Below are 25,786 nucleotides of genomic sequence, written 5' to 3' on the forward strand. Positions count from 1 at the left end.
CAGAACTCCCGTCGGTCGGTTCGTGGTGGCGGGGCTCAGTCTATCGGCCACTCAAGCTCCGCCCCGGACGTTCAACTGAGTCGCGCTTGGGATCGAGCCCCCACCTGGCCTGCAGAGTGCTACCTATGCGGCGGCATCTGTGCATATACGCAGATGCCGCCGCATAGGTAGCACTCTGCAGCCGGAACCCCCGATTGAAGGCTCCTACAGCCGCTGACGGAGCCAGGTCAGGTCCAGCGCCCGCTCGGGGACGCCTCCCGGGGTCTCCAGCAGGGTGACGGTGTCCGCCTCCCGGACGAGTGAGGCCAGCGCGTCGCCGTCGACGAGTCCCTGCCCCAGGTTCGCGTGCCGGTCAGCGCCGCTGCCCGCCTCGTCGCGCGAGTCGTTGCAGTGCACCACGTCCACCCGGCCGGTGATCGCCTTCACGCGCTCGAGCAGCCCGTCGAGCCCGAGGCCGGAGGCGTGGGCGTGGCAGGTGTCGAGGCAGAATCCCACCCGGTCCGCGTTCGGCGACCCGGAGAGGGCGTCCCACAGCTTGTCGATGGCCTCCAGGTGGCGGGTCATCGCGTTGCCTCCTCCGGCGGTGTTCTCGATGAAGATCGGCACCTCCAGCTCCAGGCCGTCGACGCACTTGCGCCAGTTGGCGAACCCCGTGGCTGGATCCTCGTCCGCGGTGACGTGGCCGCCGTGCACCACCACGCCGAGGGCGCCGACGGCGGCCGCCTCGGCCAGGGTCTGCTGCAGCAGCTTGCGGGAGGGGATCCGGATGCGGTTGTTGGTGGAGGCCACGTTCAGGGCGTAGGGCGCGTGCACGACGATGCCCACTCCGGCGGCCTCTGCCGCGGCTCTCAGTGCCTGGGCTCCGCCGTCGACGAGGGCGCCCGGCTGCTTCCAGCTCTGCGGGTCTCCCAGGAAGATCTGGACCGCGTCGATGCCGAGCGCGGCCGCCTCCGACAGCGGGTCTGTGGAGTCGACATGGGCACCCAATCGCAGCGTCATGCGGCCACCCTAGCGGCGCCCACCGACGCTTCCTCAGCTCCACCAGGGGTGGGCCCAGATCCAGCCGACGGCGCAGCGCCGACGAGTAGGCTGGCGCCACAAGGCCGACCACGGGAGTTCACCATGCCGCAGATCAACCATGTCGTCACCCGCCTCCGCGCGGTCGTCGCGCAGCACGGATCCCGCACCGCCACGCGCATCCGCGAGGGCGACGCCTGGGTCACCCAGACCTACTCCCAGTTCCTGACCAAGCTCAACCGCGTGGCACAGGGGCTGCTCGACCTGGACGTCGACACCGGCGGACGCATCGGCATCTTCCTCGGCAACCGGCCCGAATGGTCGGAGATCGACTTCGGGGCGGCCACGGTCCGTGCGGTGCCGGTGCCCCTGTACGCCACCTCCACGCCTGAGCAGATCAGCCACATCGCCTCGGACTCCGGGTTGACCGTCATGTTCGTCGGTGGCCAGAGCGAGTGCGAGCGGGTGCTGTCGGTGGCCGACGAACTCCCGGAGCTGGCCCACATCGTGATCCTCAGGCCCTACCCCGGCATGCCGGAGCGGGTGGTCAGCTACGCCGACTTCCTCGCCGAGCCCACCGAAGCAGTCGAGGCCAGGTTCGCCGAGGCGTCCGGGGATGATCTGGCATCGATCATCTACACCTCGGGCACCACCGGGAACCCCAAGGGCGTCATGCTCCAGCACAGCGCCTTCGTCACCCAGAGCGACGCCCTCGACAAGTTCTTCGACATCACGCCCGAGGACCACTCACTGAGCTTCCTGCCCTTGTCGCACGCGCTGGAGCGGGCCTGGACCTATGTGGTGCTCATGCACGGCTGCATGAACACCTACGTGGAGAACGCGCGGACCGTCGCCGAGCAGATGGTGCTCGCCCAGCCCACACTCATGGTCAGTGTGCCCAAGCTGTTCGAGACGGTGTACGCCACCGCGCACGCCAAGGTGGAGGGCTCCGCGGCCAAGCGGCAGATCTTCACCTGGGCGCTGAAGGTCGGCCGGCACAACCAGTACGCCTACCGCTCCGGCCGGACGCCGTCGGCCGTGCTGCGCGCGCAGCTGAAAGTCGCGGACAAGCTGGTGCTGGGCAACGTACGGGCCGCGCTCGGTGGGCCGAAGGCGGTGCTCGCCTGCGGCGGCGCCCCGCTGCGGCCGGAGATCGAGGAGTTCTTCTCCTCCGTCGGGCTCCCCATCATGAACGGCTACGGGCTGACGGAGACGTCGCCGCTGATCTCGTTCAACGCGCCGGACGACTTCAAGGGCGGCACGGTCGGCAAGGTGCTTCCGGGCGGCGAGCTGCGGATCGGCGACCTCGGCGAGATCCTCTACAAGGGCCCCAACGTGATGCTCGGCTACTGGAACGCACCCGAGGCCACCGCTGAGACCCTCGTCGACGGGTGGCTGCACACCGGCGACGTGGGCTACGTGGACACCGAGGGGTTCCTCACCATCACGGACCGGCTGAAGGACATCATCGTCACCCTCGGCGGCAAGAACGTGGCCCCCCAACCCATCGAGGGCCTCATCCTGGCGGATCCGCTGTTCGAGCACGCGGTGCTGCTCGGGGACAACCGGCCGTACGTGACGCTGCTGGTCAAGCCGTCGTTGCCGCACGTCGAGGCGCTGGCGACGGCCAGGGCGTGGCCGGGTGAGATCCACGACTGGCTGGCCAGCAACGAGCTGCTGGAGGAGCTGAAGAAGCGCGTCGAGGAGATGACGGCGAAGCTGCCGGTCCAGGAGCGGCCCAAGGACACCCAGGTGCTCAACGAGGAGTTCACCATGGACAACGGACTGCTCACGCCCACGCTGAAGGTTCGCCGCCGGGCGGTCGAGGCCAGGTTCAAGGCCTTGGTCGACGACATGTACGCCCGGATGGAGGCCCGGCGCGCGCAGCCGTGACGAGAACGCACCGTCGCCCCTGGTGGTCCACGTGGCCGGGGGCGTTGACCATGGCAGCCGTCTCGTTGGCCATGGCGGCCTGGGGCATCGTGGCGCTGCTCGGCACGGCGATGCTGCCGGACGACGGGGGCGTGGGCGTCGACTTCGAGGTCACGGGGCCGGGGATGTTCACCCGTGTGGTGGCGCTGACTCTGGGTGTCGCGGCGCTGGCGCTGCCGGTGCTGACCGGCCGGTGGGCGCGGAAGCGGTGGGCCGGCTATCTGCTGCTCGGATTGGGGCTCAGCGCCGTGGCGGGCGCCGTCGGGCTGGTGATGTTCGGCATCCTGTGAGGCCGTCGGACTTGGCGGCCCGACGCCGAGGGAGGACGATTGACGCATGGGACTGCTTGACTTCCTCGGGAAGAGATCGCCGGGCCTGAGCGTCGAGGAGACGCTCATGGCGCTGAGCAAGGGCGCCGTGCTGATCGACGTGCGCACGCCTGTGGAGTACGAGGCCGGGCACGCGCCGGGCGCGCGCCCCGTGGACCCGAAGGACCTCCACGAGAACCCGCTCGACGCCATCCACGGCGACGACCCGCTCGCGGACCGCGACGGCGCGGTGATCGTCATGTGCGACAACGGGCTGCGGTCCTCGATCGCCGCGGCCGAGCTCCGGTCCAAGGGCCTGCTGGCGGAGTCGTTGGCGGGTGGCCTGCGCGCCTGGGCCAAGGACGGCAACCCGGTGCTTCCCGGACCGTATCGACGGAGGCGCTGAGATGGCCCTGTGGGGCCTCCCGTTCGCGGGTGGTGTGCTGGCCGGCGCCACCGCGTCGGCCCTGCTCACCCGCTGGCTCGAGGGTCGGCAGACGATCAACCGGCACGTCGAGGACTACGGCCGGCACTGGGGCGACCGGCCCTCGGTCACTGCCGGAGCCTTGCACTACGTGGCGCTGGGGGATTCGGCTGCCCAGGGCGTCGGGGCCACGGCAGTCAGCCGCGGGTACGTGCCGAGGGTCGCGGACAGGCTGCGTGAGGCCACCGGGCGCGAGGTGCTGGTCACCAACCTGTCGGTCTCGGGCGCCACCAGCGACGACGTGGTGCGTGACCAGCTCCCGCAGTACGCGGCCCTGGACTTCGCGCCGGACCTCATCACCTTGGACATCGGCGGCAACGACGTCATCTATCCCGGCCACAACTCGGCGACGTTCGAACGCAGCCTGGACCAGATCCTGGCGGCGCTACCGGAGGGGAGCTTCGTCGCGGACGTCCCCTGGTTCATGGTGCCCGTGCTGGCCGGGCAGTCGCAGCGCATGTCGGTGCTGGCGGCCGCGCTCGTCGAGCGCCACGGCCACCATCTCGTCCCGCTCCACCGCACGTCGCGGGAGACGGGGGTGCTGGGCTACCACCGGCACACGGCGGGTGACTTCTTCCACCCCAACGACCGCGGCTACGAGGGGTGGGCCGAGACGTTCTGGGCCGCCATCGTCGCCAGCGGCCGCCTCGACCTGCTCCGCGCAGACTGACACCGGACACCCGAGGGGGTGGTGGAGGCTTGGTGGGTTTGAGCCGATGGATGGGTTCGCGGCGGGACCCACGCTCAGCCCACGCGGGGACGGCGCCGCGAACCCATCCATCGGCTCAACGCACACTCCGCGCGGGCGGCTGTGGCCGACCGTCGCACCCCGCGGCACCGGGGATTTCCCCGCCGGCGCGGCGACGGGTAACCTTGGCCGTCGGCTGACACCTATGTCAGTCATGCCCTCCTGCTGCGGGACAGACCCGTGGCCGTTAGTCCGAAGGAGGTGGGGCTGAGCATGCGTAAGTACGAAGTCATGGTTCTGATCGATTCCGATGTCGATGAGCGCCAGGTTCCCGCTCTCGTAGAGAAGCATCTCGAAGTCATCACCAAGGGTGGTGGAAGCGTCGACAACACCGACATCTGGGGTCGTCGTCGTCTCGCGTACGACATCAACAAGAAGTCCGAAGCGATCTACGCCGTGCTGCAGATCTCCGCGGAGCCCGCGATCGTGTCCGAGATGGATCGTCTGATGACCATCGACGAGCGGATCGTGCGCACCAAGGTGCTGCGTCGCGAGGACTGAGTTATCCACAGCCTCGGCGCTGACTGGCAAATCGTGAGGCTTCCGGCCCACAGTGAGGCCAGCACCGAGCGGCCATCGCTCCCACTTGTCGGAGCGGCGCCGTAAGGTGGTCGCAGAGGCTACCCAAGTCCGATTCGGAAGGCACAACACACATGGCAGGCGAAACCACCATCACGGTCATCGGCAATCTCACCGCCGATCCGGAGCTCCGCTTCACGCCCAACGGGGCCGCTGTCGCGAACTTCACCGTCGCGTCGACCCCCCGCACGTTCGATCGTCAGACGAACGAGTGGAAGGACGGCGACGCCATGTTCCTCAACTGTTCGGTGTGGCGCCAATACGCCGAGAACGTGGCCGAGTCCCTTTCCAAGGGCACCCGCGTCATCGTCTCGGGCCGGTTGAAGGCGCGCAGCTACGAGACCCGCGAGGGCGAGAAGCGCACCGTGTTCGAGATTGATGTCGACGAGGTCGGTCCGGCCCTCCGCTACGCGACGGCCAAGGTCACCCGCACTCAGGGTGGCGGCGGCGGTGGCGGTAACTGGCAGGGCAATCAGGGCGGGAACACCGGCGGCGGTGGCGGCGGCGGACAGCAGTCCGATCCGTGGTCCAGCTCCGGCGGGTCCGGCGGCAACCGCGGCGGGAACGACCCGTGGCAGCAGTCACAGCCGGAAGAGCCCCCGTTCTGATCCATCACGCTTATCTAGCCCTCCAGGGCTAGCTGGCACATTCCGTCGCAAGACGGGCTTTCACGGGCGTCGCGCCCGAGAATCAAGGAGAGCACCACAATGGCCGGTCCACAGCGCAAGCCTGTGAACAAGAAGAAGATCCTTCCGGTAAAGAAGACCCGGGTCGCCAACGTCGACTACAAGGACGTCAACCTGCTCAAGAAGTTCATCTCTGAGCGTGGGAAGATCCGTGCGCGTCGCGTCACTGGGCTGTCGGTCCAGGATCAGCGCAAGGTTGCCATCGCCGTCAAGAACGCGCGTGAGGTGGCCCTGCTGCCCTACGCGTCGACCGCTCGCTGATCGGAAGGGACATCACTATGAAGCTCATTCTGACCAGCACTGTTGACAAGCTCGGCATCGCCGGCGACGTCGTCGAGGTGAAGGACGGCTACGGCCGGAACTTCCTGCTGCCCCAGGGCAAGGCGATCCGCTGGACCCGTGGCACCGAGAAGCAGATCGACGGCATCAAGCGGGCGCGCGACGCCCGCGAGGTGCGTGGCGTCGAGCACGCCCAGGAGCTGCGCGCGCAGCTCGAGGCCCTGACCGTGTCCGTCGCGGCGCGCGTGTCCGAGCAGGGTCACCTGTTCGGCGCCGTCACCGCGAGCGACGTGGCCGTGGCCGTCAAGAAGGCCGGCGGCCCCACGATCGACAAGCGGACGGTCTCGTTCGCGAAGCCGGTCAAGTCCGTCGGTTCGCACACCGCTGCAGTCAAGCTGCACTCGGCCGTCACCGCGCACGTCCCGTTCGCGGTCGTCGCCCAGTGATCTGAGGCATCGAGCACCTGAGGGCCCCGGCTTACGCCGGGGCCCTTTGCCGTCCCCGGGGGCGCCGGCGCCCATCGCCTAGGCTGGACGCATGAGCGCCCGTTTCCTCACCACCTGGCCGTGCCAGGACGCGTGCGGCACCGTCGAGACCGACGAGCGGGTGGAGGGCGCGCCCGTCTACCGCTGCCCAGGCTGTGACAGCTCATGGATCGAGCTCAACGAACGCACGGCGCCCGCCGAGCGGGATCCCTCGCCCGCGGGTGAGGCCCACTGAGCCGGCCGTCCCCGACGAGGCGTGCTTGGTACGGTCGTATCCTCGATCACATGCAGAGCCCGTTCGAGCGCCTCCGTCTCCTGCTCGGCCGCACGCTGCGCAGCCGCGTGGCCGGCGAGGACGCCGATGAGAAGGCGTTCCACATCTGGCAGGTCGACGGCGACCGTTGGCACACCCCGGACGATGTGATCTGGCACGTCAACGGCGACGCAGCCATGTACGCCGGAGGGATCCGGTCCCTGCTCCTCCAGACCCTCCACCCCGCGGCCATGGCCGGCGTCGCGGGGCACTCCGGCTACCGATCCGACCCGTGGGGCAGGCTGCAGCGCACCTCAGAGTTCATTGCCACCACCACATATGGGCCCATCCCTTCTGCCTTGGCGCTCATCGAACGGGTCCGGTCCGTGCACGAGCGGGTGCGCGGCAAGACCGACGACGGCACCCCGTACCGCGCCTCTGACCCGCATCTCCTGGAGTGGGTCCACATCACCGAGACGCAGAGCTTCCTGGCCAGCTTCCAGCACTTCGGCGACAGGACGCTCAGCCGGCAGGAGGCCGACGCGTACGTCGCCCAGGCCGCGCCGGTGGGGGAGCTGCTCGGCGCCGTCGACCTCCCCCGGACGGAGGCGGAGCTGTTGGCTGCGCTGGAGCGGTTCCGCCCTGAGCTGCGCGTCTCCGCCGCCGCCCGCGACACCGTCGACTTCCTGCTCCGCCAGCCGCCCGTCCCCTGGCCGGCCCGGCCCGGCTACTGGATGCTGGCCGCCGGCGCCATCTCCACGCTGCCGGTGTGGGCGCGCAGGGAGCTGGGACTGCCCACCGGGCGCTGGTTCGACCGGTTCGTGGGCCTTCCGTGCGGTCGGCTCGCGACGGCGGTGGTGCGGTGGTCGCTCACCCCGGAGAGTCGTTCCGGCCGCTGGGCAGAGTCGAGGCTCCCCACCCCCGGCTGAAGGGGGCGACTAGGCCGATCCGGCTGGTTGAGGTGCGAGAGGCCTAGCGACGAGCCTCGAAGCCTCAGAGACGTTACTTGTCAGCTCGCGTTTCTTAGGCTTCGAGGCCGCTGCGCGGCACCTCAGCCAGCGGGGAGGGTCGCTGGGCGGAGTCGAGGCTCCCCACCCCGGCTGAGGGCGACGAGGCTGATCCGGCTGGTTGAGGTGTGAGGAGCCTTGCGACGAGGTGGTCTCCGCTGGCTGAGGTGTGAGGAGCGTAGCGACGAGCCTCGAAGCCTCAGAGACGTTGCTTGTCAGCTCGCGTTTCATAGACTTCGAGGCCGTTTCGGGGCACCTCGGCCAGTGGGGGAGGCCGTTTCGGGGCACCTCGGCCAGCGGGGGAGGCCGCTTCGCGGCACCTCAGCCAGCAGTGCTCCTCAGCCAGAGGGTGGGGGCTGGCATACTGCCGCCATGAAGATCGGCGTGGTGGGCTACGGCATGGGCGGGCGCGTGTTCCACGCCCCGTTCATCCAGGCGGCAGAGGGGCTTGAGCTGGCGGGTGTGGTCACCCGCAGCACGCAGCGGCGGGCCGAGGTGGGGACGGACCTCCCCGGCGTCCCGGTCTTCGACTCGATGGGCGCGCTGTTGGACGCCGGCGTCGACGCCGTCACCATCACGACCCCGCCGGAGACGAGGCGGGACCTCGTCCTGGAGGCGGCCGAGCGCGGCGTGGCGATCGTGGCGGACAAGCCGTTCGCGCCGAGCGCCCAGGCCGCTCAGGAACTCGTGGCCGAGGTGGAGCGGCTCGGCGCGCCGCTGGCCGTGTTCCACAACCGACGGTGGGACACCGACGTGCGCACCCTCAAGGCGCTCCTCGACGCCGGTGAGCTCGGCACGCCGTGGCGGGTGGAGTCACGGTTCGACCTCGACGAGCCCTCCACCCTGGACCCCGGCCCGACGGGTGGGCTCCTCCGCGACCTCGGCACGCACCTGGCGGACCAACTGCTCTGGCTCTTCGGCCCCGTGGACCAGGTCTACGCCAAGCTGGACTGGATCGATCTTCCCCAGGGGCGCACCGACGCGGGGTTCTCCGTCGTCCTGCGCCACACGTCGGGCGTGAGTTCGACCATGCGGGCGAGCAAGGCCAACCACCTCGTCGCGCGCGAGCTGCGGGTCTACGGGAGCGCGGGGAGCTACGAGTCGCAGATGAGCGACGTGCAGGCGCAGGCCGTCTTCGCGGGGCGACGCCCGGCCGACGAGGGTGAGGCCTGGGGCTACGAGGCGGAGGAGCGCTGGGGTGTGTTGCGCACCGCAGCGGGGGAGCGGCGGATGCCGTCCGCGCGGGGCGCCTACCAGGACTTCTACTCCCAGTTCGCCCGCGCCGTCGCCGGCGACGCGGAGATGCCGGTCACCGGCGCCGACGCGATCCGCACGCTTGAGGTGCTCGACGCAGCCCGGCTGAGCGATGCCGAAGGCCGGGCGGTCGCCGTCGGTTGACCGCAGGGCCCAACGTCAGGCCGGAGCAGGACCTCAGGCGTGGCCGACGTAGGCGGCCAGGTGTTTGCCAGTCAGGGTGCTGCGATCCTGGATCAACTGGGCCGGTGTGCCCTCGAAGACGACGCGGCCGCCGTCGTGGCCGGCGCCGGGGCCGAGGTCGATGATCCAGTCCGCGTGCGCCATCACCGCCTGGTGGTGCTCGATCACGATGACCGACCTCCCGGACTCCACCAGCCGGTCCAGAAGTGCCAGCAGGTGCGCCACGTCCGCGAGGTGGAGCCCGGTGGTGGGCTCGTCGAGCACGTAGATGCTGCCCTTGTCCGCCATGGCGACGGCGAGCTTGAGCCGCTGCCGCTCGCCGCCGGACAGGGTGGTGAGCGGCTGACCGAGTGAGACGTAGCCCAGCCCCACGTCGTTGAGCCGCTCGAGGATGGCGTGCGCGGCGGGGGTCTTCGTCTCGCCCGAGCCGAAGAAGTCCAGCGCCTCGGTGACGGGCATGGCCAGCACGTCGGCGATGTTCTTCCCGCCCCAGCGGTACTCGAGTACGGCCTGCTGGAATCGCTTCCCCTCGCACTCCTCGCAGGGGGTTGCCACCGTGTCCATGAAGCCCAGCTCCGTGTAGATGACGCCGGCGCCGTTGCAGGCGGGGCAGGCGCCCTCGGAGTTGGCACTGAAGAGCGCCGGCTTGGTGCCGGTGGCCTTGGCGAACGCCTTGCGGATGGGCTCGAGCAGGCCGGTGTAGGTGGCCGGGTTGCTCCGCCGTGAGCCCTTGATGGCGGTCTGGTCGATCGAGATCGCGCCCGCGTCGGCCGGCATGGAGCCGTGGATCAGCGAGCTCTTGCCCGAACCAGCCACCCCCGTCAGCACTGTGAGGACCCCCAGCGGGATGTCGACGTCGACGTCCTTGAGGTTGTTGGTCGACGCCCCCCGGATCTCCAGGGCCCCCGTGGGGGTGCGGGTGGAGTCCTTGAGCCGGGCACGGTCGTCGAGGTGGCGGCCGGTGAGCGTGTCGCTGGCCCTGAGGTCGGCGACGGTGCCCTCGAAGCAGATCTCCCCGCCCCGGGTGCCCGCGCCCGGGCCCAGGTCGACGACGTGGTCCGCGATGGCGATGGTCTCCGGCTTGTGCTCCACCACGAGCACCGTGTTGCCCTTGTCCCGCAGCGAGATCAGCAGCGTGTTCATGCGCTCGATGTCGTGCGGGTGGAGGCCGATGGTGGGCTCGTCGAACACGTAGGTGACGTCCGTCAGCGACGACCCGAGATGCCGGATCATCTTCACCCGCTGCGCCTCGCCTCCCGACAGCGTGCCGGACGGGCGCTCCAGCGAGAGGTATCCCAGCCCGATCTCGACGAACGAGTCGAGGAGGTGCTGCAGATTCCTCAGCAGTGGCGCGGCGGACGGCTTGTCGAGCCCGCGGATCCAGGCGGCGAGGTCTGTGAGCTGCATGGCGCACGCGTCGGCGATGCTCACGCCGTCGATCCTCGACTTGCGGGCCCCCTCGGACAGCCGCGTGCCCGCGCACTCGGGGCAGGTGTCGAACTTCACGGCCCGCTCGACGAATGCGCGGATGTGCGGCTGCATCGCGTCCGGGTCCTTGGCCAGGAAGGACTTCTGGATCTTCGGCACCAGCCCCTCGTAGGTGAGGTTCATGTTGTCGATCTTGATCTTGGTGGGCGGCTTGTAGAGCAGATCGTCGAGCTCTCGCTTGGAGTAGTCCTTGATCCGCTTGTCGCCGTCGAGGAAGCCCGACTGGGAGAAGATCCGCACGTACCACCCGTCGGTGCTGTAGCCGGGGATGGTGAGCGCGCCGCCGCTCAGCGATTTGTTCTCGTCGTAGAGCTGGGTGAGGTCGATGTCGGAGACGTTGCCCTTGCCCTCGCAGCGGGGGCACATGCCGCCGACGAGGGTGTAGGTCTTCGCCTCCTTCTGGACGCGCCCCGCCTTCTCCGTCTTGATCATTCCCGAGCCCGTCACCGAGGGCACGTTGAACGAGTAGGCCTGCGGCGAGCCGATGTGCGGCTGACCCAGCTTGCTGAACAGGATCCGCAGCAGGGCGTTGGCGTCGGTGACCGTGCCGACGGTGGAGCGCACGTTGGCGCCCATCCGCTCCTGGTCCACGATGATGGCCGTGGTCAGGCCGTCGAGGTGGTCCACGTCCGGCCGCGACAGCGTGGGCATGAAGCCCTGCACGAACGCGCTGTAGGTCTCGTTGATCATCCGCTGGGACTCGGCGGCGATGGTGCTGAACACCAGGGAGCTCTTGCCGGACCCCGAGACGCCGGTGAACACGGTCAGCCGGCGCTTCGGGAGCTCGACGTCGATGTCCTTGAGGTTGTTCTCGCGGGCGCCCTGGACGCGGATCATGTCGTGGCTGTCTGCCGGATGCGCTGCTGTGCTCACCGCGCGATCCTGCCACTCACAAGCGCCGTTGACCAGAGCCGGTCACTGATGATCGGCGGCGAGGAACGCGTCGATCTGGTTGATGGCGCCGGTGGCGCCCTCGATCATGCCCATGTCGAGCACCTGCTGCAGGCCCTCGACGGTGGCGTACACCGAGTCGTAGACCACGCGGGTGCCGCCGTCGTGGCTGGTGAACGAGTAGGTGTTGATCCCCACCGGCAGCGACTCGTCCGGCGTGAAGTCCTCGTTGGCGAACCCGTCGGCGAAGGTGAAGCTGCTGAGCTCCTGGACGTCGGTCACGTCCCAGTAGCCGTAGTACTTCTCCCCGTCCGGGCCGGTCATGAAGTAGGTGGTCCGGCCCCCGGGGGTGAGGGCGTGGTCCACGAATGTGGCCGGGTGGGTGGGCGGGCCCCAGACCTTCTCGAGCTGCCGGGGGTCCGAGTAGAGCTGCCACAGGCGTTCGACGGGGGCCGCGAACTCCGCGGTCATGGTCAGGCGGCGTTGGTCCAGGTACTTCTGGACGTCGATGACTGGCATGGTCACTCCTGGGGTGTGGTGGGGGTGGGTGGTGTGTCGGCGAGGAGATCGTCGATGCGGGCCACGCGGCCGCGCCAGATGCCTTCGAGTTCGGTGAGCATGCTGCCCACCGAGCGCACCGCCTCGACGTTGCCGCTGGCGAGGGACTCGCGCCCCTGCCGGCGACGCGAGACGAGCGCGGACCTTTCGAGCACCGTGATGTGCTTGTGGACGGCGGCGAAGCTCATGTCGTAGTGCGCAGCCAGGGACGTGATCGACTGCTCGCCGGCAAGGACGCGACGCAGGATGTCGCGGCGTGTCCGGTCCGCGAGCGCGTGGAACAGGGCGTCTGCCCGTTCCTCCTCGATCACCGTCATAGCCCTATATTCAACCGAATGGTTATATGTTGTCAAGGGTCTGGCGGGACGGGCTGCAGGAATCTACCCATGCAGCGACATCTCGGCATATGCGCGGATGCCGCCGTATGGGTAGATTCCTGCAGCCGCTGTGGCGCCCGGAGTGGTGCAGGGGCAGCCGGTGGGCGCCCCTCAGAGGTCGGCCGCGTAGACGCGGACGGAGAGGCCCGTGCGGCTGAGCGTCTCGCGGTCGAGGACGAGCCCCACCTTCTCCGCGACCCTCTGGGAGGCCGCGTTGGCCGGGTGGATGATCGCGATCAGGTGACGGTGGCCCAGCGAGCGGGCCAGGTCGCGGCTGGCGGCCGCCGCCTCCGTCGCCAGTCCGCGACCCTGTAGCCTCGGCACCACGTGGTAGCCCACCTCGAGCTCCTCCCGGCCGTCGATGAGCTGCCAGGTGAGCCCGCAGTCGCCCACGAAGCCGCCGTCGGGGGTGGTGATGGTCCACAGCCCCAGCCCGTCACGGGCGTAGTTGCGCTCGTTCCACTCGATCCACCCGGCCGCCTCCTCACGGGTCTTGGGGCGCGGGTAGTAGGCCATGACCTCCGGATCCCCGAGGAGCGCGGCCATGTCGTCGAGGTCGGCCTCGCCCATCCGTCGGAAGACCAGCCGATCCGCCATGGGGACGGGCGAGCGCGCGTCCCAGACCCACTCGTCCTCGCCGTCGAACGGGTGGTGCGGGCCGGGCATGGCGAGTCCGAGCTTCTGCGCGAGGCGCCGGGACGAGGCGTTTCGGGGGTGGATGAACGCCGAGAGCCGAAGGATGCCGGCGGCGCGCAACCCGCGCACCAGGACCCGCATGGCCTCCGTGGCGTACCCGCGGCCCTGGCCGGGGATGCCGATCACCCACGCGAGTGTCGCGGCGGCCGGCGGGTCGACGGTGGCCTGCACGAACCCCACGACGGTCCCGTCGGCCAGCCGCACCGCCCAGTTGCCCCACACGTCCGTCGACGGAGGGGGCGGCCCGGCCTCCTGCGCCCGGTAGCGGCGCTCAAGCTCCTCGACGGAGGGCGGACGGTCGCCCGTGTAGCGGTGGAGCGCCGGATCCGCGAGGACCACGGCCATGGCGGGGGCGTCGCCGACCGTCAGGGGGTCGAGCCGCAGCCGGTCCGTCCGGAGGTGAGTCCGTGCCAGGTGGCGGAGGGCGGCGTCGTCTGCGGGCATGGTGCCCACGCTACGCGCGCATACGGTTGGGGGCAGGAGGCGGCGATGGCGGTGGTCTTGATCGGGCTGGGCTCGCGCGGGGACGTGCAGCCGATGGCGGTGCTGGGCGGTGCGCTGGCGCGCCGGGGGGTGGACGCGCGCGTGGTTGCGCTGGAGGAGTACGCAGACCTCGCGGGGCGGTACGGGGCGGAGGCGGTGCCCGTCCGGGCGGATCTCGCGTCGGCGCTGGAGATGGCAGGTCGCCACCCCCGCGTGGCCGGGACGGTGGCCGGCCAGGGATTGCTGCTGCGCCGCTGGGTCTCCGAGGTGGCGGGGCCGGTGGCCGACGCGGTGCTCGCGGCCGCGCGCCCGGGAGACTCGGTGCTGGGCGGGATCCTGGGAGCGGGAGCCGCGGTGGCCGCCGCCGAGGGCCTGGGGGGCCGGGCGGCGACGATGCTGTTCACCGCCCAGCTGCCCACGCTCCACCGCGAAAGCCACTGCTTCGCGCGCTGGTTCGGGCCCTGGGACGCGTACAACCGGTGGGGGACCGGGTTGAGCTGGAGTGTCGCGGCCTCGCTGGGTGCCCCGCTCGCGGCAGGGGTCCGGAGGCGGGTGGGGCGTGGAGCGGCGGCGGACCGCCGGACCGGGGGGCGGGGCCGGCTCGGCCCCTTCGCAGGGTCCGAGCCCGTCGTCGCCGCGCTGGACAGGCACCCGGTGATCGTCGCGGCCAGCCCGACCCTTGCCCCACCGCCGCCGGATCTCCCGCCGTCTGCGCACCAGACGGGGTACCTCGATCCACCCGACGGCGACACCCCCCTCCCGGAGGACCTCGCAGCCTTCCTGGCAGAGGGCGCCCCGCCGGTCTTCGTGGGCGCCGGGAGCCTCGCCTCGACGACCGGCGACAGGGGGCTGGCGCTCCTCGCCGAGGCGTCGCGGATGTCCGGGAGGCGGATCGTGACCTTGGCGCCGACCCTCGCGCACGTGGGCTCGGCGGATGGCCGGGTGTATTCGGTCTCCGACGTGCCCTTCGAGGCGTTGTTCCCGCACACGGCCGGCGTGGTCCACCACGGCGGCGCCGGCAGCACGCACACCGGGCTGCGGTCCGGGCGGCCGTCGGTGGCGGTGCCCTTCGGGGTCGATCAGCCGTACCACGGGGAGCGGCTCGCGGCGCTGGGGGTGGGGCCGGCGCCGGTGCCGTTCCGCCGCCTTGACGCGCAGCGGCTGGCGCGGCTGATCAGCGACCTGGTCGAGGGCCCCGAGGCGCCGCGCTACCGCGCCCGCGCCGCCGAGGTGGGGGCGGTCGTGCGCGGCGAGGACGGAGTGACCAGGACGGTCGAGGCGATGGAGCGGACCGGCCTTATCGGGTAGCGCCCGTGAGGCCGGGCCGCTGGTCCGGGACGACCTCGTCCATGGCGGGGGCCTCGCCCCGGGTGGGCGCGCCGAACGCGAGGAAGGCGAGGAACGCCAGCCCCCAGACGGCCTGCGCGTTGCCGACGAGATGCTGCTGCCAGGTCCAGCCCAGCCCTTGGAGGGCGTCCTCGTCGGGGAGGTCCCAGATGAGCCGGGTGATGAAGATCAGCAGCCCGCTCCCGGCCAGGGCCCAGGCGCCCGGGCTTCCGGTGCGCCGCGCCCAGATCAGCAGCAGCAGGATCGCGGGCCCGGCCCACACCCAGTGGTGCGACCACGACACCGGCGAGGCGAGGAGTGCGTAGAAGCCCATCGTGAGCGCCGCCGCGAACCCGTGGCCCCGGCTGAACAGGCGGGCCATCAGGGCCAGCAGCGACAGCCCCAGCACCGCCGAGAGCAGGAACCAGGTGATGGTGGCCGCGCCGTCGGTGAGGCCGAGCCGCAGAAGCACGCCGTTGATCGACTGGTTCGAGACGTAGGACAGGCCGCCGATCCGGTCGGGATCCGTGATGGTGCCGGTCCAGTAGGTGAGGGAGTGCTCCCATGCCACGAGGAACCCCAGGGCGGTGAACAGCAGGGCGGACACCGCGGCCGTGATGAGCGCGCGCCACTCCCGCTTGACGAGGAAGTAGGCCAGGAAGACGGCGGGGGTGAGCTTGATGGCCATCGCGAGGCCCGTCAGCACGCCCTGCCACGGCTTCCCGCGCCCGACGACGACGTCGACCACGATCAGCGCCATGAGGGCCACGTTGACCTGGCCGAACTCCACCGACTCGCGCACGGGGCCGAGCCAGAAGCCGATGGCCCCCGCCGCCAGGCCCGCCAGGATCAGGTCCCGACCGCGGAGCCGGGTGAACTCACGCAGTACGAGGATGAGGACCAGGACCAGCAGCCCGAGCGTGCCGAAGGAGAAGAGGAGGTTGGCGTCGCGCATAGTCAGCAGCGCGAGCGGGACGAACAGCATGGCCGCGATGGGCGGGTAGGTGAATGGCAGGTTGGCGCCGATCTCCGTGTCCGGGAGCGTGCCGTAGAGGTCTCCGCCGCGCAGCAGCGTCTCGGCGCCGAGGCGGTAGACGTCGAGGTCGATCCGGTACGGCGGCGTGAGCTTGAACGTCTCGGGGAGGAACGGCACCTCGCCCGGCCTGCCGTAGACGACGGCGTAGGCGGAGATCGCCACCGCCGCGACGATCATCAGGACCCCGAGCCATGCTGCGGCTGGGCGCGTCGTCGGGCGAGTGGTCACCCGGCCATCGTATGGGCCCGCGCGCGTGCCGTGAGAATCTGGCCGAGGGACACGTCGGACGACGGTGGCCCGGCCCCCTGGGGGAGCCGGGCCACTGGGGGCTGGTCGATCAGGAGAGGACGCCTGCGTCGATCTCCTCCTGGGTCCAGTAGCCGGTGTCGACGAGTGCCTCGGTGAGGTTGTCCTGCGTGACCGTGACCACGTCGAGGAGGTAGGACGGGACGACCTTCACGCCGTTGTCGTAGTCGGTCGTGTTGTTGGCCTCGGGCTCCTCGCCGGCCAGCAGCGCCTGGGCGGCGGTGACGGCCTGCTCGGCCAGCAGCCGGGTGTCCTTGAAGATGGTCGAGTACTGGATGCCGTCCTGGATCAGCTTGGTGGAGGCGATCTCGGCGTCCTGGCCGGTGATGATCGGGAAGGTGTCGGCGACGGTGCCGGAGTAGCCGTTGTTCTGCAGGGCGGTGATGATGCCGCGCGCGAGGCCGTCGTTGGCGGAGAGCACGCCGTCGACCTTCTTGTCCTGGTAGTTGGCGGTGAGGAGGTCCTCCATGCGCTTCTGCGCGGTCTCCTGCTGCCAGCCGAGGGTCGCGGCCTGCTCGATGGCGGTCTGGCCGGAGACCACGACGAAGGTGCCGTCGTCGATCTTGGGCTGGATGACGCTCATGGCGCCGTCGAAGAAGAAGTGCGCGTTGTTGTCGTCCAGCGAGCCGGCGAAGAGCTCGACGTTGAACGGGCCTTCGCCGCGGGCCGCGAGGCCGTCGATGAGGGACTGGCCCTGCGCGACGCCGACCTTGAAGTTGTCGAACGAGACGTAGAAGTCCACGTTGGCGCTGTCGCGGATCAGGCGGTCGTAGGAGATGATCTTGATGCCCTGCGCGGCGGCCGTCTCGAGCTGCGGGGCCAGAGCGGTGCCGTCGATGGCGGCGATGATGAGGACCTTGACGCCCTGGGTGATCATCTGGTCGATCTGCTGGGACTGGGTGGGGATGTCGTCGTTGGCGAACTGGAGGTCCACGTCGAAGCCAACCTCTTCGAGCTGGGACTTGACGGCTTCGCCGTCGGCGATCCAGCGCTCAGTGGTCTGGGTGGGCATCGACACGCCGACGGAGCCGCCGGCCTCGCCCGCGGGCGCGCTCGCGCTGGAGCTCTCAGCTCCGGTGGAGGTTGTGGGCGCGGCGCTGGTGCCCGCGCCGCCGCCACCGCATGCGGTGAGGGCGAGAGCCAGGACCATGCCCGCGGCCGCGGTCATGAGGTGGTTGATCTTCATTCGTTCCTCCTGAGAACGTCATGGGGTCCGGGTGAACCGGGTCTCCAGTGCCTGTGAAGCGAGATGCGCATGACAGGTCTGAGGGCCCGGGTGATGCGTTCGACAACTTTGTCTCTCTCCAGTACAAAATACTGGTGGGCCTCGGAAGTGGTGTCAAGGCACGGAGTCGGCCATTTAGTTGCAGTTCAATAACAATCTCTCCTCCCTCGTGAAACGGCTTTTCGTTGCGCATCGACATCCCCGGGACTCCGGCAGGGGAGACTTGGCGCCATGGAGACGTTCACCAATGACGGACTGAGCTTCGATGTGCGCGACGCGGGCCCCCGTCGGGCCGATGCCGACCGCACCGTCGTGCTGCTGCACGGGTTCCCACAGTCGCCTGCCGCGTGGGACGCGGTGGTGCCCCTGCTGCACGAGGCGGGCATCCGCACGCTGGCGCCCGCGTTGCGCGGCTACACGGCGGGCGCGCGGCCGGCCGGTCGTCGGGCATACCGGATCGAACGGCTCGTCGGCGACGTCTTCGCGCTACTCGGCCAGGCCGGCGTCGACGCGGCACACGTTGTCGGTCACGACTGGGGAGGAGGCATCGCGTGGGCGTCGGCGATGGCCGATCCCCGGCGGGTTCGCAGCCTGACGGTGCTGTCGACGCCGCATCCCGCGGCCATCCGTCGGGCGGTGCTGCGCTCCGGGCAGGGGCTGAAGAGCTGGTACATGCTCGCCATGCAGCTGCCGGTGCTGCCGGAGCGGCAGCTGTCGCGGCTGGTGCGGAAGGACGGCCTCGGGCGACTGGGGGTGCCCGAGGACCTCGCGGCCACCTACGCGGCGCAGATGACCGACTCCGAGGCGGTGCGCGGGATGATCGGCCCGTACCGCGGCCTCTTCGCCCCGGCCGGCCCCGACGCGCTGAAGCTCGACACCCCGGTGACCGTCCCCACCACCTACGTGTGGGGCAACCGCGACCCCTACCTGGGGCGCGCCGCCGCCGAGGCCACGGCCGCCCACTGCACCGGTGAGTACCGGTTCGTCGAGCTGGACGCGGGCCACTGGTTGCCGGAGAGGCGGTCCGAGCTGGTGGCCGCGGAGATCCTCCAGCGAATGGGCGTCACGGACCCCGCCGGCACCTGAGCCCGCCCGATCCGAGGATCAGCGACGGGTCTGTGCCCGGAAGGCGGACCCCCGGGTGAGCTGGAAGGGCGTGCTAGGCGGGGTCCGGCTCCATGAGGAAGTCCCAGGTCAGGCCGTGGGCGAGCACCACCAGGAGGACCAGCAGGACGCTGCCCACCGTGAGCGGCGTGAACCCGGCGGCGCGGGCCAGCTCGGGCGCGACACCGAGCACCAGGATGGCCAGATACAGCACCACGGCAACCCACCGGAACCGCCGGAATGTGCCCATGCCCGTGGTGGAACGCTCGTGGCGAAGCAGCCCGACGGTGGACCACAAACCCACGACGGCGCAGGTGCCGAAGCTGATGCGCCACAGCAGGGGGGTTTCGGGGTTGACCTGCGCCAGTGTGGCCATCAGCCCGGGGAGCAGGAACGACAGGTACGTGCCGCCCGCGAGCCGCCGTCGGCTCGGATCCGACCGCCATCCAGGCCGGCTCTGCACCACCACCCACCACAGGCCCACCAGGGTGAACGAGGTGCCGGCCAACAACGAGTAGAACGCTGACAGGTCCACAACCCACCTCCGCATCGCAGTTGGCTTCAGTGTGGGCCACTGCGCGGCCTTGGGTGGAGTGTTGGAGTGATCGGGATCGGACTGTGTGGTGCTGTCCGCGGCGTCGTGCCGGTAGTGGCGGTGACCTGTGACCGGGTTGAGCGTAGGGGGTGGCACTGGGGGACCGTCTCCGCGGTGGAGCGGCGAGGGCGGGTGATAGGAGCTCAGGCTGGAGACGCTATGCCGCCAATCGAGACCACCGGATGATCGCGGCGCGCAGGGCGGGGGTGAGGTGGCGGTGGGTGCCGCCGGGGCGAGGGTTGCCAAGGCCGACGGTGGCGGAATTACACGCCGGTAGTTTTCCCCACCTGTGGACACGGCTGTGGATAACCCCCGGGCGTAGGATCGGGCCATGGCTCGACTCGACTCCTGGCTGTGGGCGGTGCGGATGTACAAGACCCGCTCGTCCGCGACGGCCGCGGTGCGGGGCGGGCACGTCCGCGTCGACGACAAGCTGGCCAAGCCGTCGCAACACGTGGTGCCCGGGCAGGTGATCCGGGTGCGCCGCGAGCAGGAGGAGAAGCTGATCCAGGTGGTGGACCCCACCCTGGAGAAGCGGGTGGGCGCGCCGATCGCGCAGGCCGCCTACCTCGACCGGACCCCGGAGAAGCCGCCGCCCATCCCGGAGATGGTGGGTCGTGTCGCCGTCCGCGACCGGGGGACGGGGCGCCCCACCAAGCGCGAGCGCCGCGACCTGGACCGCCTGCGGGACCGCTGACGCCTGTCAGGCGGGCGGCTCGGCGGGTCGGAGGATCTCCGGCGGCAACCCGTCGGGGAGCTGGCCGACCGTGTCGCGGTGCCACTGCGCGTACGCCCGCACCGCCGTCGGGAGGGTCGCGAAGATGCGCTCGGCCCCCACCTTTTCGACGAAGCCCGCCGCTGCCAACTGGTCGTACAGGTCCTGCTTGACCCGGGCCATGGTGAAGATCACATTCCGGGCCTCGAGGCGCTCGCGCAGCAGCTCCAGGGTGTCGACGGCGGTGAGGTCCACCTCCACGTTGGCCTCGGCGTTGAGCAGGAACCACCGCACGGGGTGCGGCGCGTCGTCGACGGCCTCCTCCGCCCGCCCGAGGAAGTCGTCGGCGTTGGCGAAGAACAGCGGCGAGTCGTACCGGTAGACCACCAGGCCGGGGACCTGGGTGGCGTCGGGGTAGTCGTCGATGTCGTGCATGCCCGCCACCCCCGGCGCATAGCCGAGGATGCCGTCGTGCGCGTGGGCCAGTCGCCGGATGAGGTCCAGGAGGGACAGCGCGATGGCGATGCCGATACCCCCGAGCACGCCGAACACGATGACCGCGACGGTGGTGACCGCCGTGAGCACCAGCTCGCTCCACCGGAACCGGGCGATGCGCCTGATCTCGGCGACGTCGACCAGGCGTGTCGCGGCGTAGATCACGAGCGCGCCGAGCGCGGCCATCGGGAAGGTGGACAGCACAGGGCCGGCGAACAGCAGTGTGGCGACGACGGCGGTCAACGCCACCAGCGAATGCAGCTGCGTCCGCGACCCGACCGCGTCCCCCAGCACTGTCCGCGACCCGCTGGAGCTCACGGGGAACCCCTGCATCACGCCGGTGGCGATGTTGGCCGCCCCGAGGGCGAGGAGTTCCTGCCCGGCGTCGACGGATTCGCGCCTCTTGGCCGCGAAGGCGCGCGCGGTCAGCACGTTGTCCGAGTAGCCCACCACCGCGATGCCTGCGGCGTAGGGGAGGAGGGCCAGCAGCGACACGTCCGCCAGCCCCGGGAGCCTGGGGGCCGGGAGGCCGGAGGGCACCTCGCCCACGACGTCCAGGCCGAACCGCTCCAGCCCGAACACGGCCACGACGCCGGCCGCCAGCAGCAGCAGGATGAGGGGGCTGGGCAGCTTCGGGGCCAGCCACCGGGCCACGAACAGGAGCACCAGGACCGCCGCGGCCATCGCCACCGTCGGAAGATGGGCGTCTCCCAGCCGGGTCACGAACTCCCAGGCGGCGCCCACCGTGGACTCCGACTCGATCTCCAGCTTCGCGACCTTCCCGAGCTGGCTGACGATCATCAGCACCGCGATCCCCGCCATGTAGCCCACCAGGACCGGCCGCGACAGCAGCGCGGCCAGGAACGACAGCCGCAGCGCCCACCCGACGAGGCACACCAGGCCGACGGCGATGGCCATCAGGGCCGCCACCTGGGCGTAGCGTTCGGGCCCGCCGGCGGCTGCGGCCAGCGCGCCGACGCCGGCCGCCGTCATCAGGGCGGTGGTGGACTCGGGCCCGACGGAGAGCTGCCGCGACGATCCCAGCGCGGCGTAGACCAGCAGCGGCGCGAGGATGGCCCACAGGCCGGCGACGGCGGGGAGGCCCGCGATGACCGCGTAGGCCATCACCTGGGGGATGAGGTAGGCCGCCACCGTGACGCCCGCGACGGCGTCGCCGCGGAGCCAGCCGCGCTCGTAGCGGCGCAGCACGGCCACGCCGGGGAGGTAACGCTCCCAGGCGGCGGGCGTCCGCTCCGACGGCTCCATGGGCTGAATCTAGCGGCGCAGCCCGGGGCGCGAGGCCGCCACTGAAGCACGCCGCGCGAGCCCGCTCGCTCCGACGGCCCCTTCGCGCGGTCCGGGGGTGGTGGGTGGGGTGGTGGGGTGGTGGGGTTTGAGCCAATGGATGGGTTCGCGGGCGGGCCCACGCTCAGCTCAGGCGCGACGCGTGCCGCGAACCCATCCATTGGCTCAAACCCCCCACCCCCACCCGGGAGGCGGGGGTCAGGGGGCGGCGGCGGGGTCGGCTTCGTGGGCGCGGTCGACGAAGTAGGAGTCGTCCATCGCCGGGTCCGGGGCGATGGGGATGTACTGCCGGCGCACCCGCGCCTGGTCCCACTGCCGACCCTCCACCTCTTCGCGGGCGGCGTTGACGGCGTCGCACTGCTCCTGGTTGAGGTAGAACTCGATGGCCTCAACGGCCTTGTCCGCGCGCAGGAACCGGTCCCCGTCCTCGCCCTCGCCGGCGGCCGCGACGAGCCGGTCCACCGCCCGCTGCACCGTCGCCCGCCGGACCCGCCGCTTGGTCTTGGGCAGCAGGTCGATCTTGCCGTCCTCGGACACGATGATCACCATGGCTCCCTTGCCCGCGCCGGCCAGGTAGCGGATGGCGGAGCTGAACCGCGACCCTCTGGAGGGGTCCCCGGTGCCGGTGGCCAGGCCGTCGAGGATGACGCCGACGGCGTGGCACTTGCCGTCGGGCGAGACCAGGACCGCGCCGTCGATGCCGGTGGCGGCGGTCAGCGCCTCGGGCCCGAGCCTGGCCGGGGTGATCGCGTAGGCCTGCGGCAGGAGCCGTTGGGCCTCGGATTCGGCCTCGGGGTGGACCACCAGCATGGTGCCGTGCGGCTGCTGGAGCGCGCCCCGGGCGATCTGCCACAGGTACCGGGCGTTGCGCGCGGACACATCTGGGAAGACGCGGTCCACGGTGACGGCGAACTCGTCCTCGTCCAGCAGTTCGCGGGGCATCGCGGCCACGCCGTTGTCCACCCGCAGGTAGGGCACGCCGTTGTCCCACAGCTCCCAGGACCCGTTGCCCGAGATCCGCGCCTCGAAGGTGTGCTCGCGGGCGGCCGTCGGGTCCACCTTGCCGAGCCCGTAGACCTCACGGCCGTCGCAGAGGAGGTGCAGGTCGCCGACGGAGAGTTCGAGCACCTTCCGCAGCGACCGCGCCCGGCCGATCGGCACGGGATGCTCGAGCGACATCACGGTGTCGATGCCCTCCTCGCCGCGAGGCGCCAGCAGGATGGACCCCTTGCCGGCCCGTCCCTCGTACGGCTGGGCTGACACGGCGTCGAAGGCCTGGAGCGCCCCGAAGGCCAGCTCCTGGCCGGTGCGGGCCACGACGGCGGAGACGAACAGGTCCGCGGCGGAGCGCAGCACGAACTCCGGGTCGATCCGCACGATCGAGCCCGGGATCTGCCGGTCCAGCTCGCGGGAGGCCACGTCGAGCACGCTGGTGACCACCGCCTCCTGGAAAGAGCGGGAGGTGAGGAAGTCGTCGCCGGCGTCGTCGGGCAGCTGGGGCAGCTCCTTCCACTGGTCCTCCTGCAGGGCCAGCACCGGGAAGACGGTGTGATCCCCGACGGTCACCCCCACGCCGACGACGTGGATGCGGCCGCCGGCCCGGGCGGCGGCGTCGAGCTTGTCCGCCACCGCCCGACGGCGCGTCCTCGCCTCCAGCGCCGCGAGGTAGACCGGCGAGTTCTCGGCTGCCTCGTCGCGGAGGAGCCGGTTGAAGCGGCGGGTGCCGAGGGTCACCGACTGGGCGACGATGCTGCGGTCGAAGTGCCCCCGTGCGGGCTCCACCACCACGTCGGCGTCACGGTCGAGGGGGATTCCGACGACGAAGGCCCGCGCGTCGAGGCCGGTTCCGGCCGCGTCGAGGACGTCGTTGGCCACCTGTTCCAGGGAGCGGCGGTAGGTGGCCTGGCCCTCCCACAGCTCTGAGTTCACGGGCGCATCGTCCCACGTCCACTCATCGATGAACAACGTGATCCTGCCTCCCTATCCCTCCCGCCAACCTACCCGGGGGCGTCGGCGTAGGCTGGTGATCAGGAGGCTTGCGATGAAGCACGCGACGAAGAAGTGGGAGAAGTTGCCGCCGGCCGTGCGCACGGCGCTGGCGCTGGGTGGCATGGCGGACGCGGCGCTGCGGGTGTACGCGCTGGTGGACGTGGCGAGGAGGCCGGAGGCCGAGATCCACGGCTCGAAGGCCATGTGGGTGCCGGCGTTGGCCGTGGTCAGCTCGCTGGGCCTGCTGCCATGCGCGTACCTGAGGTACGGGCGCCGCACGCACTGAGTCTATACCCCTAGGGGTATAGACTGGCGGGATGGATAACCAGCTGCCGGTGTGGAATCGTGTGCTCGTCGTCGTGGCGCACCCGGATGACGAGTCGTTCGGCCTGGGAGGCGTGATCGGGCGCCTGGTCGACGACGGGGCAGACGTCAGCGTGCTGTGCCTGACCGCCGGCGAGGCGTCCACCCTCGGGGCCGCGCCGGACCTCGCACGCACCCGCGCCCTCGAGCTCGAGGCCGCCGCCGAGGTCCTCGGCTGCCGCAGCACCACGCTGCTCGCGCACCCGGATGGGGGCCTGCGCGGCCGTGAGCAGGAGTTGGTGGCCGACGTCGAGCTGGCCGTCGACACCGCCGCCCCCGATGGGCTGCTCGTGTTCGCCGTCGAGGGCGGGGTGACCGGGCATCCGGACCATGAGGCGGCCAGCCGCGCAGCGATCGCTGTCGCGGCGGGGCGCGGGCTGCCCGTGCTGGAGTGGGGGCTGCCCGAGGAGGTCGCGGCCACCCTGCGCGACGAGTTCGGTGGGGCTTTTGCCGGCCACGTCGACGAGGCGCTGCCCGTCGTCGTCACCGTCGACCGCGGCCGTCAGCTGGCGGCGGCCCACCTGCACGTGAGCCAGGCGGTCCCCGGCAGCGTGCTGTGGCGGCGGCTCGAGCTGCTGGGGGACCGCGAGCATCTCCGGCTCACGCGTCCTGCCTGACTTCACACAAGCTTCACACTTCCCGTCGAAGGAGCTTCACGTCCGGGCGGTGAACTGGATGCATCACCAACCGGTGACCCATCACAAGGAGCTCATCATGAAGCGCACAGTGTCCATCATCACCGCGGGTCTGGCGGCCGCCGCCCTGACATTCGGCGGTGCCACCCTCGCCTCGGCAGACACGTCGGCCCCCGACACCGACGAGCAGGCTTCCCTGGCATTCTCCCGCGAAGAGGAGAAGATGGCCCACGACCTCTACACCGCCTTCGGCGACAAGTACGACAGCGCCGTGTGGGACCGCATCGCCCGCAGCGAGGAGCGCCACTTCGACGCGATCGGCCGCCTGCTCGAGCAGTTCGGGATCGACGATCCGAGCGAAGGCAACAAGGCCGGGGTCTACGACGACAAGGACGTCCAGAAGCTGTACGACGACTGGCTGGCACAGGGCCAGAAGTCCGAGGCGGAGGCGTTCAAGGCCGCCATCGCCCTCGAGGAGCGCGACATCGCCGACCTCAAGGTCCAGATCAAGGCCGCCGACAACGACGACATCGACGCCGTGTACGAGCGCCTGCTGGCCGGCTCGGAGAACCACCTGGCCGCGTTCACGGCCTGGTCGAAGGGCGAGCCCGTGACCGGGCTGCAGCAGGGGCAGGGCATGCAGGGCCAGCAGAACACCGCTCGTCGTGCGGAGCGCAGCGCGGTCTGCGACGGCACCGGCATGACCGACGCCGACCGCGGCAACACGGCCGCCCCGCGTGACGGCTCGGGAGACCGCCTGCTCGACGGCTCCGGCAACGACGACGCCCCGCGTCGCGGCATGAACCGCGGCAACGCCTGATCGCTGACCCACGCGGCACCCAGCCCACACCCGTGGGCTGAGGTGTGAGGAACGTGGCGACGAGCCTCGAAGCTGGGAAACGTGAGCTGACAAGGTCACCTTTCTTAGGCTTCGAGGCCGCTGCGCGGCACCTCAGCCAGCGGGAAGGGCCGCTGCGCGGCACC

General features: G+C 70.7%; 27 protein-coding genes. 17 read left to right on the forward strand and 10 right to left on the reverse strand.

From position 1 onward, the window contains the following. Positions 1-204: 204 nt before the first annotated feature. Positions 205-999: a deoxyribonuclease IV gene (locus tag ACX1D3_RS04610; RefSeq protein ID WP_458995811.1), complete on the reverse strand. Its 795-nt coding sequence runs from the start codon at positions 997-999 to the stop codon at positions 205-207. A gap of 123 nt (positions 1,000-1,122) precedes the next feature. Here ACX1D3_RS04610 and ACX1D3_RS04615 point away from each other — a divergent pair, with 123 nt between their 5' ends. The 11 genes from ACX1D3_RS04615 to ACX1D3_RS04665 all read left to right on the forward strand — a co-directional run bounded on the left by ACX1D3_RS04615 (position 1,123) and on the right by ACX1D3_RS04665 (position 9,176). Further along, positions 1,123-2,910, forward strand: a complete 1,788-nt coding sequence (locus ACX1D3_RS04615; protein WP_458995812.1) for an AMP-dependent synthetase/ligase — start codon at positions 1,123-1,125, stop codon at positions 2,908-2,910. Between the two features lie 50 nt (positions 2,911-2,960). Further along, positions 2,961-3,239, forward strand: coding sequence for a hypothetical protein (locus ACX1D3_RS04620; protein WP_458995813.1), 279 nt, complete (start codon positions 2,961-2,963; stop codon positions 3,237-3,239). Between the two features lie 46 nt (positions 3,240-3,285). After that, positions 3,286-3,663, forward strand: coding sequence for a rhodanese-like domain-containing protein (locus ACX1D3_RS04625; protein WP_458995814.1), 378 nt, complete (start codon positions 3,286-3,288; stop codon positions 3,661-3,663). Position 3,664: 1 nt separating this feature from the next. Next, positions 3,665-4,411 (forward strand): SGNH/GDSL hydrolase family protein, encoded by a 747-nt coding sequence (locus ACX1D3_RS04630; RefSeq protein ID WP_458995815.1) that lies wholly within the window; start codon positions 3,665-3,667, stop codon positions 4,409-4,411. Between the two features lie 291 nt (positions 4,412-4,702). Further along, complete coding sequence (rpsF, locus tag ACX1D3_RS04635; protein WP_458995816.1) at positions 4,703-4,990, forward strand: 30S ribosomal protein S6; 288 nt, start codon at positions 4,703-4,705, stop codon at positions 4,988-4,990. A gap of 152 nt (positions 4,991-5,142) precedes the next feature. Further along, positions 5,143-5,676 carry a single-stranded DNA-binding protein gene (locus ACX1D3_RS04640; RefSeq protein ID WP_458995817.1) on the forward strand — a complete coding sequence of 178 codons (534 nt, stop codon included), beginning with the start codon at positions 5,143-5,145 and terminating at the stop codon, positions 5,674-5,676. A 99-nt stretch (positions 5,677-5,775) separates the two neighbouring features. Then, positions 5,776-6,015, forward strand: coding sequence for a 30S ribosomal protein S18 (gene rpsR / locus ACX1D3_RS04645; protein ID WP_182781363.1), 240 nt, complete (start codon positions 5,776-5,778; stop codon positions 6,013-6,015). A gap of 17 nt (positions 6,016-6,032) precedes the next feature. Beyond that, a complete protein-coding gene (rplI, locus tag ACX1D3_RS04650) occupies positions 6,033-6,479 on the forward strand; it encodes a 50S ribosomal protein L9 (RefSeq protein WP_458995818.1) in 447 nt (148 codons plus the stop codon). Positions 6,480-6,570: 91 nt separating this feature from the next. After that, a complete protein-coding gene (locus ACX1D3_RS04655) occupies positions 6,571-6,753 on the forward strand; it encodes a hypothetical protein (RefSeq protein WP_458995819.1) in 183 nt (60 codons plus the stop codon). A gap of 50 nt (positions 6,754-6,803) precedes the next feature. Then, positions 6,804-7,700, forward strand: coding sequence for an oxygenase MpaB family protein (locus ACX1D3_RS04660; protein WP_458995820.1), 897 nt, complete (start codon positions 6,804-6,806; stop codon positions 7,698-7,700). A gap of 450 nt (positions 7,701-8,150) precedes the next feature. After that, positions 8,151-9,176 carry a Gfo/Idh/MocA family protein gene (locus ACX1D3_RS04665; RefSeq protein WP_458995821.1) on the forward strand — a complete coding sequence of 342 codons (1,026 nt, stop codon included), beginning with the start codon at positions 8,151-8,153 and terminating at the stop codon, positions 9,174-9,176. A 33-nt stretch (positions 9,177-9,209) separates the two neighbouring features. On the opposite strand, the gene ACX1D3_RS04670 is transcribed toward ACX1D3_RS04665, so the two are convergent. From ACX1D3_RS04670 to ACX1D3_RS04685, 4 genes are all read right to left on the reverse strand, one after another. Then, the gene (locus ACX1D3_RS04670) at positions 9,210-11,540 is read right to left on the reverse strand and encodes an ATP-binding cassette domain-containing protein (protein WP_458996483.1); all 2,331 of its coding nucleotides are present in this window, start codon (positions 11,538-11,540) and stop codon (positions 9,210-9,212) included. 78 nt (positions 11,541-11,618) lie between these two features. Next, a complete protein-coding gene (locus ACX1D3_RS04675; protein ID WP_458995822.1) occupies positions 11,619-12,113 on the reverse strand; it encodes an SRPBCC family protein in 495 nt (164 codons plus the stop codon). Positions 12,114-12,115: 2 nt separating this feature from the next. Further along, a complete protein-coding gene (locus tag ACX1D3_RS04680) occupies positions 12,116-12,469 on the reverse strand; it encodes an ArsR/SmtB family transcription factor (RefSeq protein ID WP_458995823.1) in 354 nt (117 codons plus the stop codon). A 171-nt stretch (positions 12,470-12,640) separates the two neighbouring features. Beyond that, complete coding sequence (locus ACX1D3_RS04685; RefSeq protein ID WP_458995824.1) at positions 12,641-13,669, reverse strand: GNAT family N-acetyltransferase; 1,029 nt, start codon at positions 13,667-13,669, stop codon at positions 12,641-12,643. A 45-nt stretch (positions 13,670-13,714) separates the two neighbouring features. On the opposite strand from ACX1D3_RS04685, the gene ACX1D3_RS04690 reads away from it, so the two are divergent. Further along, a complete protein-coding gene (locus ACX1D3_RS04690) occupies positions 13,715-15,016 on the forward strand; it encodes a glycosyltransferase (protein WP_458995825.1) in 1,302 nt (433 codons plus the stop codon). Here ACX1D3_RS04690 and ACX1D3_RS04695 read toward each other — a convergent pair. Next, the gene (locus ACX1D3_RS04695; RefSeq protein ID WP_458995826.1) at positions 15,006-16,298 is read right to left on the reverse strand and encodes a glycosyltransferase 87 family protein; all 1,293 of its coding nucleotides are present in this window, start codon (positions 16,296-16,298) and stop codon (positions 15,006-15,008) included. The genes ACX1D3_RS04690 and ACX1D3_RS04695 overlap by 11 nt on opposite strands. 109 nt (positions 16,299-16,407) lie before the next feature. Next, positions 16,408-17,562, reverse strand: a complete 1,155-nt coding sequence (chvE, locus tag ACX1D3_RS04700; protein WP_458995827.1) for a multiple monosaccharide ABC transporter substrate-binding protein — start codon at positions 17,560-17,562, stop codon at positions 16,408-16,410. 270 nt (positions 17,563-17,832) lie between these two features. On the opposite strand from chvE, the gene ACX1D3_RS04705 reads away from it, so the two are divergent. After that, the gene (locus ACX1D3_RS04705; RefSeq protein ID WP_458995828.1) at positions 17,833-18,687 is read left to right on the forward strand and encodes an alpha/beta fold hydrolase; all 855 of its coding nucleotides are present in this window, start codon (positions 17,833-17,835) and stop codon (positions 18,685-18,687) included. 73 nt (positions 18,688-18,760) lie between these two features. Here the strand turns inward: ACX1D3_RS04705 and ACX1D3_RS04710 are convergent, their stop codons facing one another. Further along, complete coding sequence (locus ACX1D3_RS04710) at positions 18,761-19,255, reverse strand: hypothetical protein (RefSeq protein WP_458995829.1); 495 nt, start codon at positions 19,253-19,255, stop codon at positions 18,761-18,763. 376 nt (positions 19,256-19,631) lie between these two features. Here ACX1D3_RS04710 and hslR point away from each other — a divergent pair, with 376 nt between their 5' ends. Next, positions 19,632-19,997 (forward strand): Hsp15 family ribosome-associated heat shock protein, encoded by a 366-nt coding sequence (gene hslR, locus ACX1D3_RS04715; RefSeq protein ID WP_458995830.1) that lies wholly within the window; start codon positions 19,632-19,634, stop codon positions 19,995-19,997. 6 nt (positions 19,998-20,003) lie between these two features. Here the strand turns inward: hslR and sulP are convergent, their stop codons facing one another. After that, positions 20,004-21,776 carry a SulP family inorganic anion transporter gene (gene sulP, locus ACX1D3_RS04720; protein ID WP_458995831.1) on the reverse strand — a complete coding sequence of 591 codons (1,773 nt, stop codon included), beginning with the start codon at positions 21,774-21,776 and terminating at the stop codon, positions 20,004-20,006. 237 nt (positions 21,777-22,013) lie between these two features. Then, positions 22,014-23,744 (reverse strand): hypothetical protein, encoded by a 1,731-nt coding sequence (locus ACX1D3_RS04725; RefSeq protein ID WP_458995832.1) that lies wholly within the window; start codon positions 23,742-23,744, stop codon positions 22,014-22,016. Positions 23,745-23,856: 112 nt separating this feature from the next. Between ACX1D3_RS04725 and ACX1D3_RS04730 the strand changes: the two genes are divergently transcribed. The 3 genes from ACX1D3_RS04730 to ACX1D3_RS04740 all read left to right on the forward strand — a co-directional run bounded on the left by ACX1D3_RS04730 (position 23,857) and on the right by ACX1D3_RS04740 (position 25,622). Next, positions 23,857-24,090: a hypothetical protein gene (locus tag ACX1D3_RS04730; protein ID WP_458995833.1), complete on the forward strand. Its 234-nt coding sequence runs from the start codon at positions 23,857-23,859 to the stop codon at positions 24,088-24,090. A 31-nt stretch (positions 24,091-24,121) separates the two neighbouring features. Further along, positions 24,122-24,784: a PIG-L deacetylase family protein gene (locus tag ACX1D3_RS04735; protein ID WP_458995834.1), complete on the forward strand. Its 663-nt coding sequence runs from the start codon at positions 24,122-24,124 to the stop codon at positions 24,782-24,784. Between the two features lie 97 nt (positions 24,785-24,881). After that, on the forward strand, positions 24,882-25,622 hold the full coding sequence (locus ACX1D3_RS04740) for a DUF2202 domain-containing protein (RefSeq protein ID WP_458995835.1): 741 nt from the start codon (positions 24,882-24,884) through the stop codon (positions 25,620-25,622). Positions 25,623-25,786 lie beyond the last annotated feature (164 nt).

This window comes from Tessaracoccus yangjingae (assembly GCF_054483935.1).

Bases quoted from the DNA above. Each gene is read 5' to 3' on its own strand.
- ACX1D3_RS04740 (WP_458995835.1), top strand. From the start codon at position 24,882: ATGAAGCGCACAGTGTCCATCATCACCGCGGGTCTGGCGGCCGCCGCC.
- ACX1D3_RS04655 (WP_458995819.1), top strand. From the start codon at position 6,571: ATGAGCGCCCGTTTCCTCACCACCTGGCCGTGCCAGGACGCGTGCGGC.
- ACX1D3_RS04610 (WP_458995811.1), bottom strand. From the start codon at position 999: ATGACGCTGCGATTGGGTGCCCATGTCGACTCCACAGACCCGCTGTCG.
- ACX1D3_RS04710 (WP_458995829.1), bottom strand. From the start codon at position 19,255: ATGCGGAGGTGGGTTGTGGACCTGTCAGCGTTCTACTCGTTGTTGGCC.
- sulP (WP_458995831.1), bottom strand. From the start codon at position 21,776: ATGGAGCCGTCGGAGCGGACGCCCGCCGCCTGGGAGCGTTACCTCCCC.
- ACX1D3_RS04625 (WP_458995814.1), top strand. From the start codon at position 3,286: ATGGGACTGCTTGACTTCCTCGGGAAGAGATCGCCGGGCCTGAGCGTC.
- ACX1D3_RS04665 (WP_458995821.1), top strand. From the start codon at position 8,151: ATGAAGATCGGCGTGGTGGGCTACGGCATGGGCGGGCGCGTGTTCCAC.
- ACX1D3_RS04735 (WP_458995834.1), top strand. From the start codon at position 24,122: ATGGATAACCAGCTGCCGGTGTGGAATCGTGTGCTCGTCGTCGTGGCG.
- ACX1D3_RS04670 (WP_458996483.1), bottom strand. From the start codon at position 11,540: ATGATCCGCGTCCAGGGCGCCCGCGAGAACAACCTCAAGGACATCGAC.
- ACX1D3_RS04630 (WP_458995815.1), top strand. From the start codon at position 3,665: ATGGCCCTGTGGGGCCTCCCGTTCGCGGGTGGTGTGCTGGCCGGCGCC.
- hslR (WP_458995830.1), top strand. From the start codon at position 19,632: ATGGCTCGACTCGACTCCTGGCTGTGGGCGGTGCGGATGTACAAGACC.
- ACX1D3_RS04730 (WP_458995833.1), top strand. From the start codon at position 23,857: ATGAAGCACGCGACGAAGAAGTGGGAGAAGTTGCCGCCGGCCGTGCGC.
- ACX1D3_RS04640 (WP_458995817.1), top strand. From the start codon at position 5,143: ATGGCAGGCGAAACCACCATCACGGTCATCGGCAATCTCACCGCCGAT.
- ACX1D3_RS04615 (WP_458995812.1), top strand. From the start codon at position 1,123: ATGCCGCAGATCAACCATGTCGTCACCCGCCTCCGCGCGGTCGTCGCG.
- ACX1D3_RS04690 (WP_458995825.1), top strand. From the start codon at position 13,715: ATGGCGGTGGTCTTGATCGGGCTGGGCTCGCGCGGGGACGTGCAGCCG.
- ACX1D3_RS04675 (WP_458995822.1), bottom strand. From the start codon at position 12,113: ATGCCAGTCATCGACGTCCAGAAGTACCTGGACCAACGCCGCCTGACC.
- ACX1D3_RS04620 (WP_458995813.1), top strand. From the start codon at position 2,961: ATGGCAGCCGTCTCGTTGGCCATGGCGGCCTGGGGCATCGTGGCGCTG.
- ACX1D3_RS04680 (WP_458995823.1), bottom strand. From the start codon at position 12,469: ATGACGGTGATCGAGGAGGAACGGGCAGACGCCCTGTTCCACGCGCTC.
- rpsR (WP_182781363.1), top strand. From the start codon at position 5,776: ATGGCCGGTCCACAGCGCAAGCCTGTGAACAAGAAGAAGATCCTTCCG.
- ACX1D3_RS04705 (WP_458995828.1), top strand. From the start codon at position 17,833: ATGGAGACGTTCACCAATGACGGACTGAGCTTCGATGTGCGCGACGCG.
- chvE (WP_458995827.1), bottom strand. From the start codon at position 17,562: ATGAAGATCAACCACCTCATGACCGCGGCCGCGGGCATGGTCCTGGCT.
- ACX1D3_RS04660 (WP_458995820.1), top strand. From the start codon at position 6,804: ATGCAGAGCCCGTTCGAGCGCCTCCGTCTCCTGCTCGGCCGCACGCTG.
- ACX1D3_RS04685 (WP_458995824.1), bottom strand. From the start codon at position 13,669: ATGCCCGCAGACGACGCCGCCCTCCGCCACCTGGCACGGACTCACCTC.
- rplI (WP_458995818.1), top strand. From the start codon at position 6,033: ATGAAGCTCATTCTGACCAGCACTGTTGACAAGCTCGGCATCGCCGGC.
- rpsF (WP_458995816.1), top strand. From the start codon at position 4,703: ATGCGTAAGTACGAAGTCATGGTTCTGATCGATTCCGATGTCGATGAG.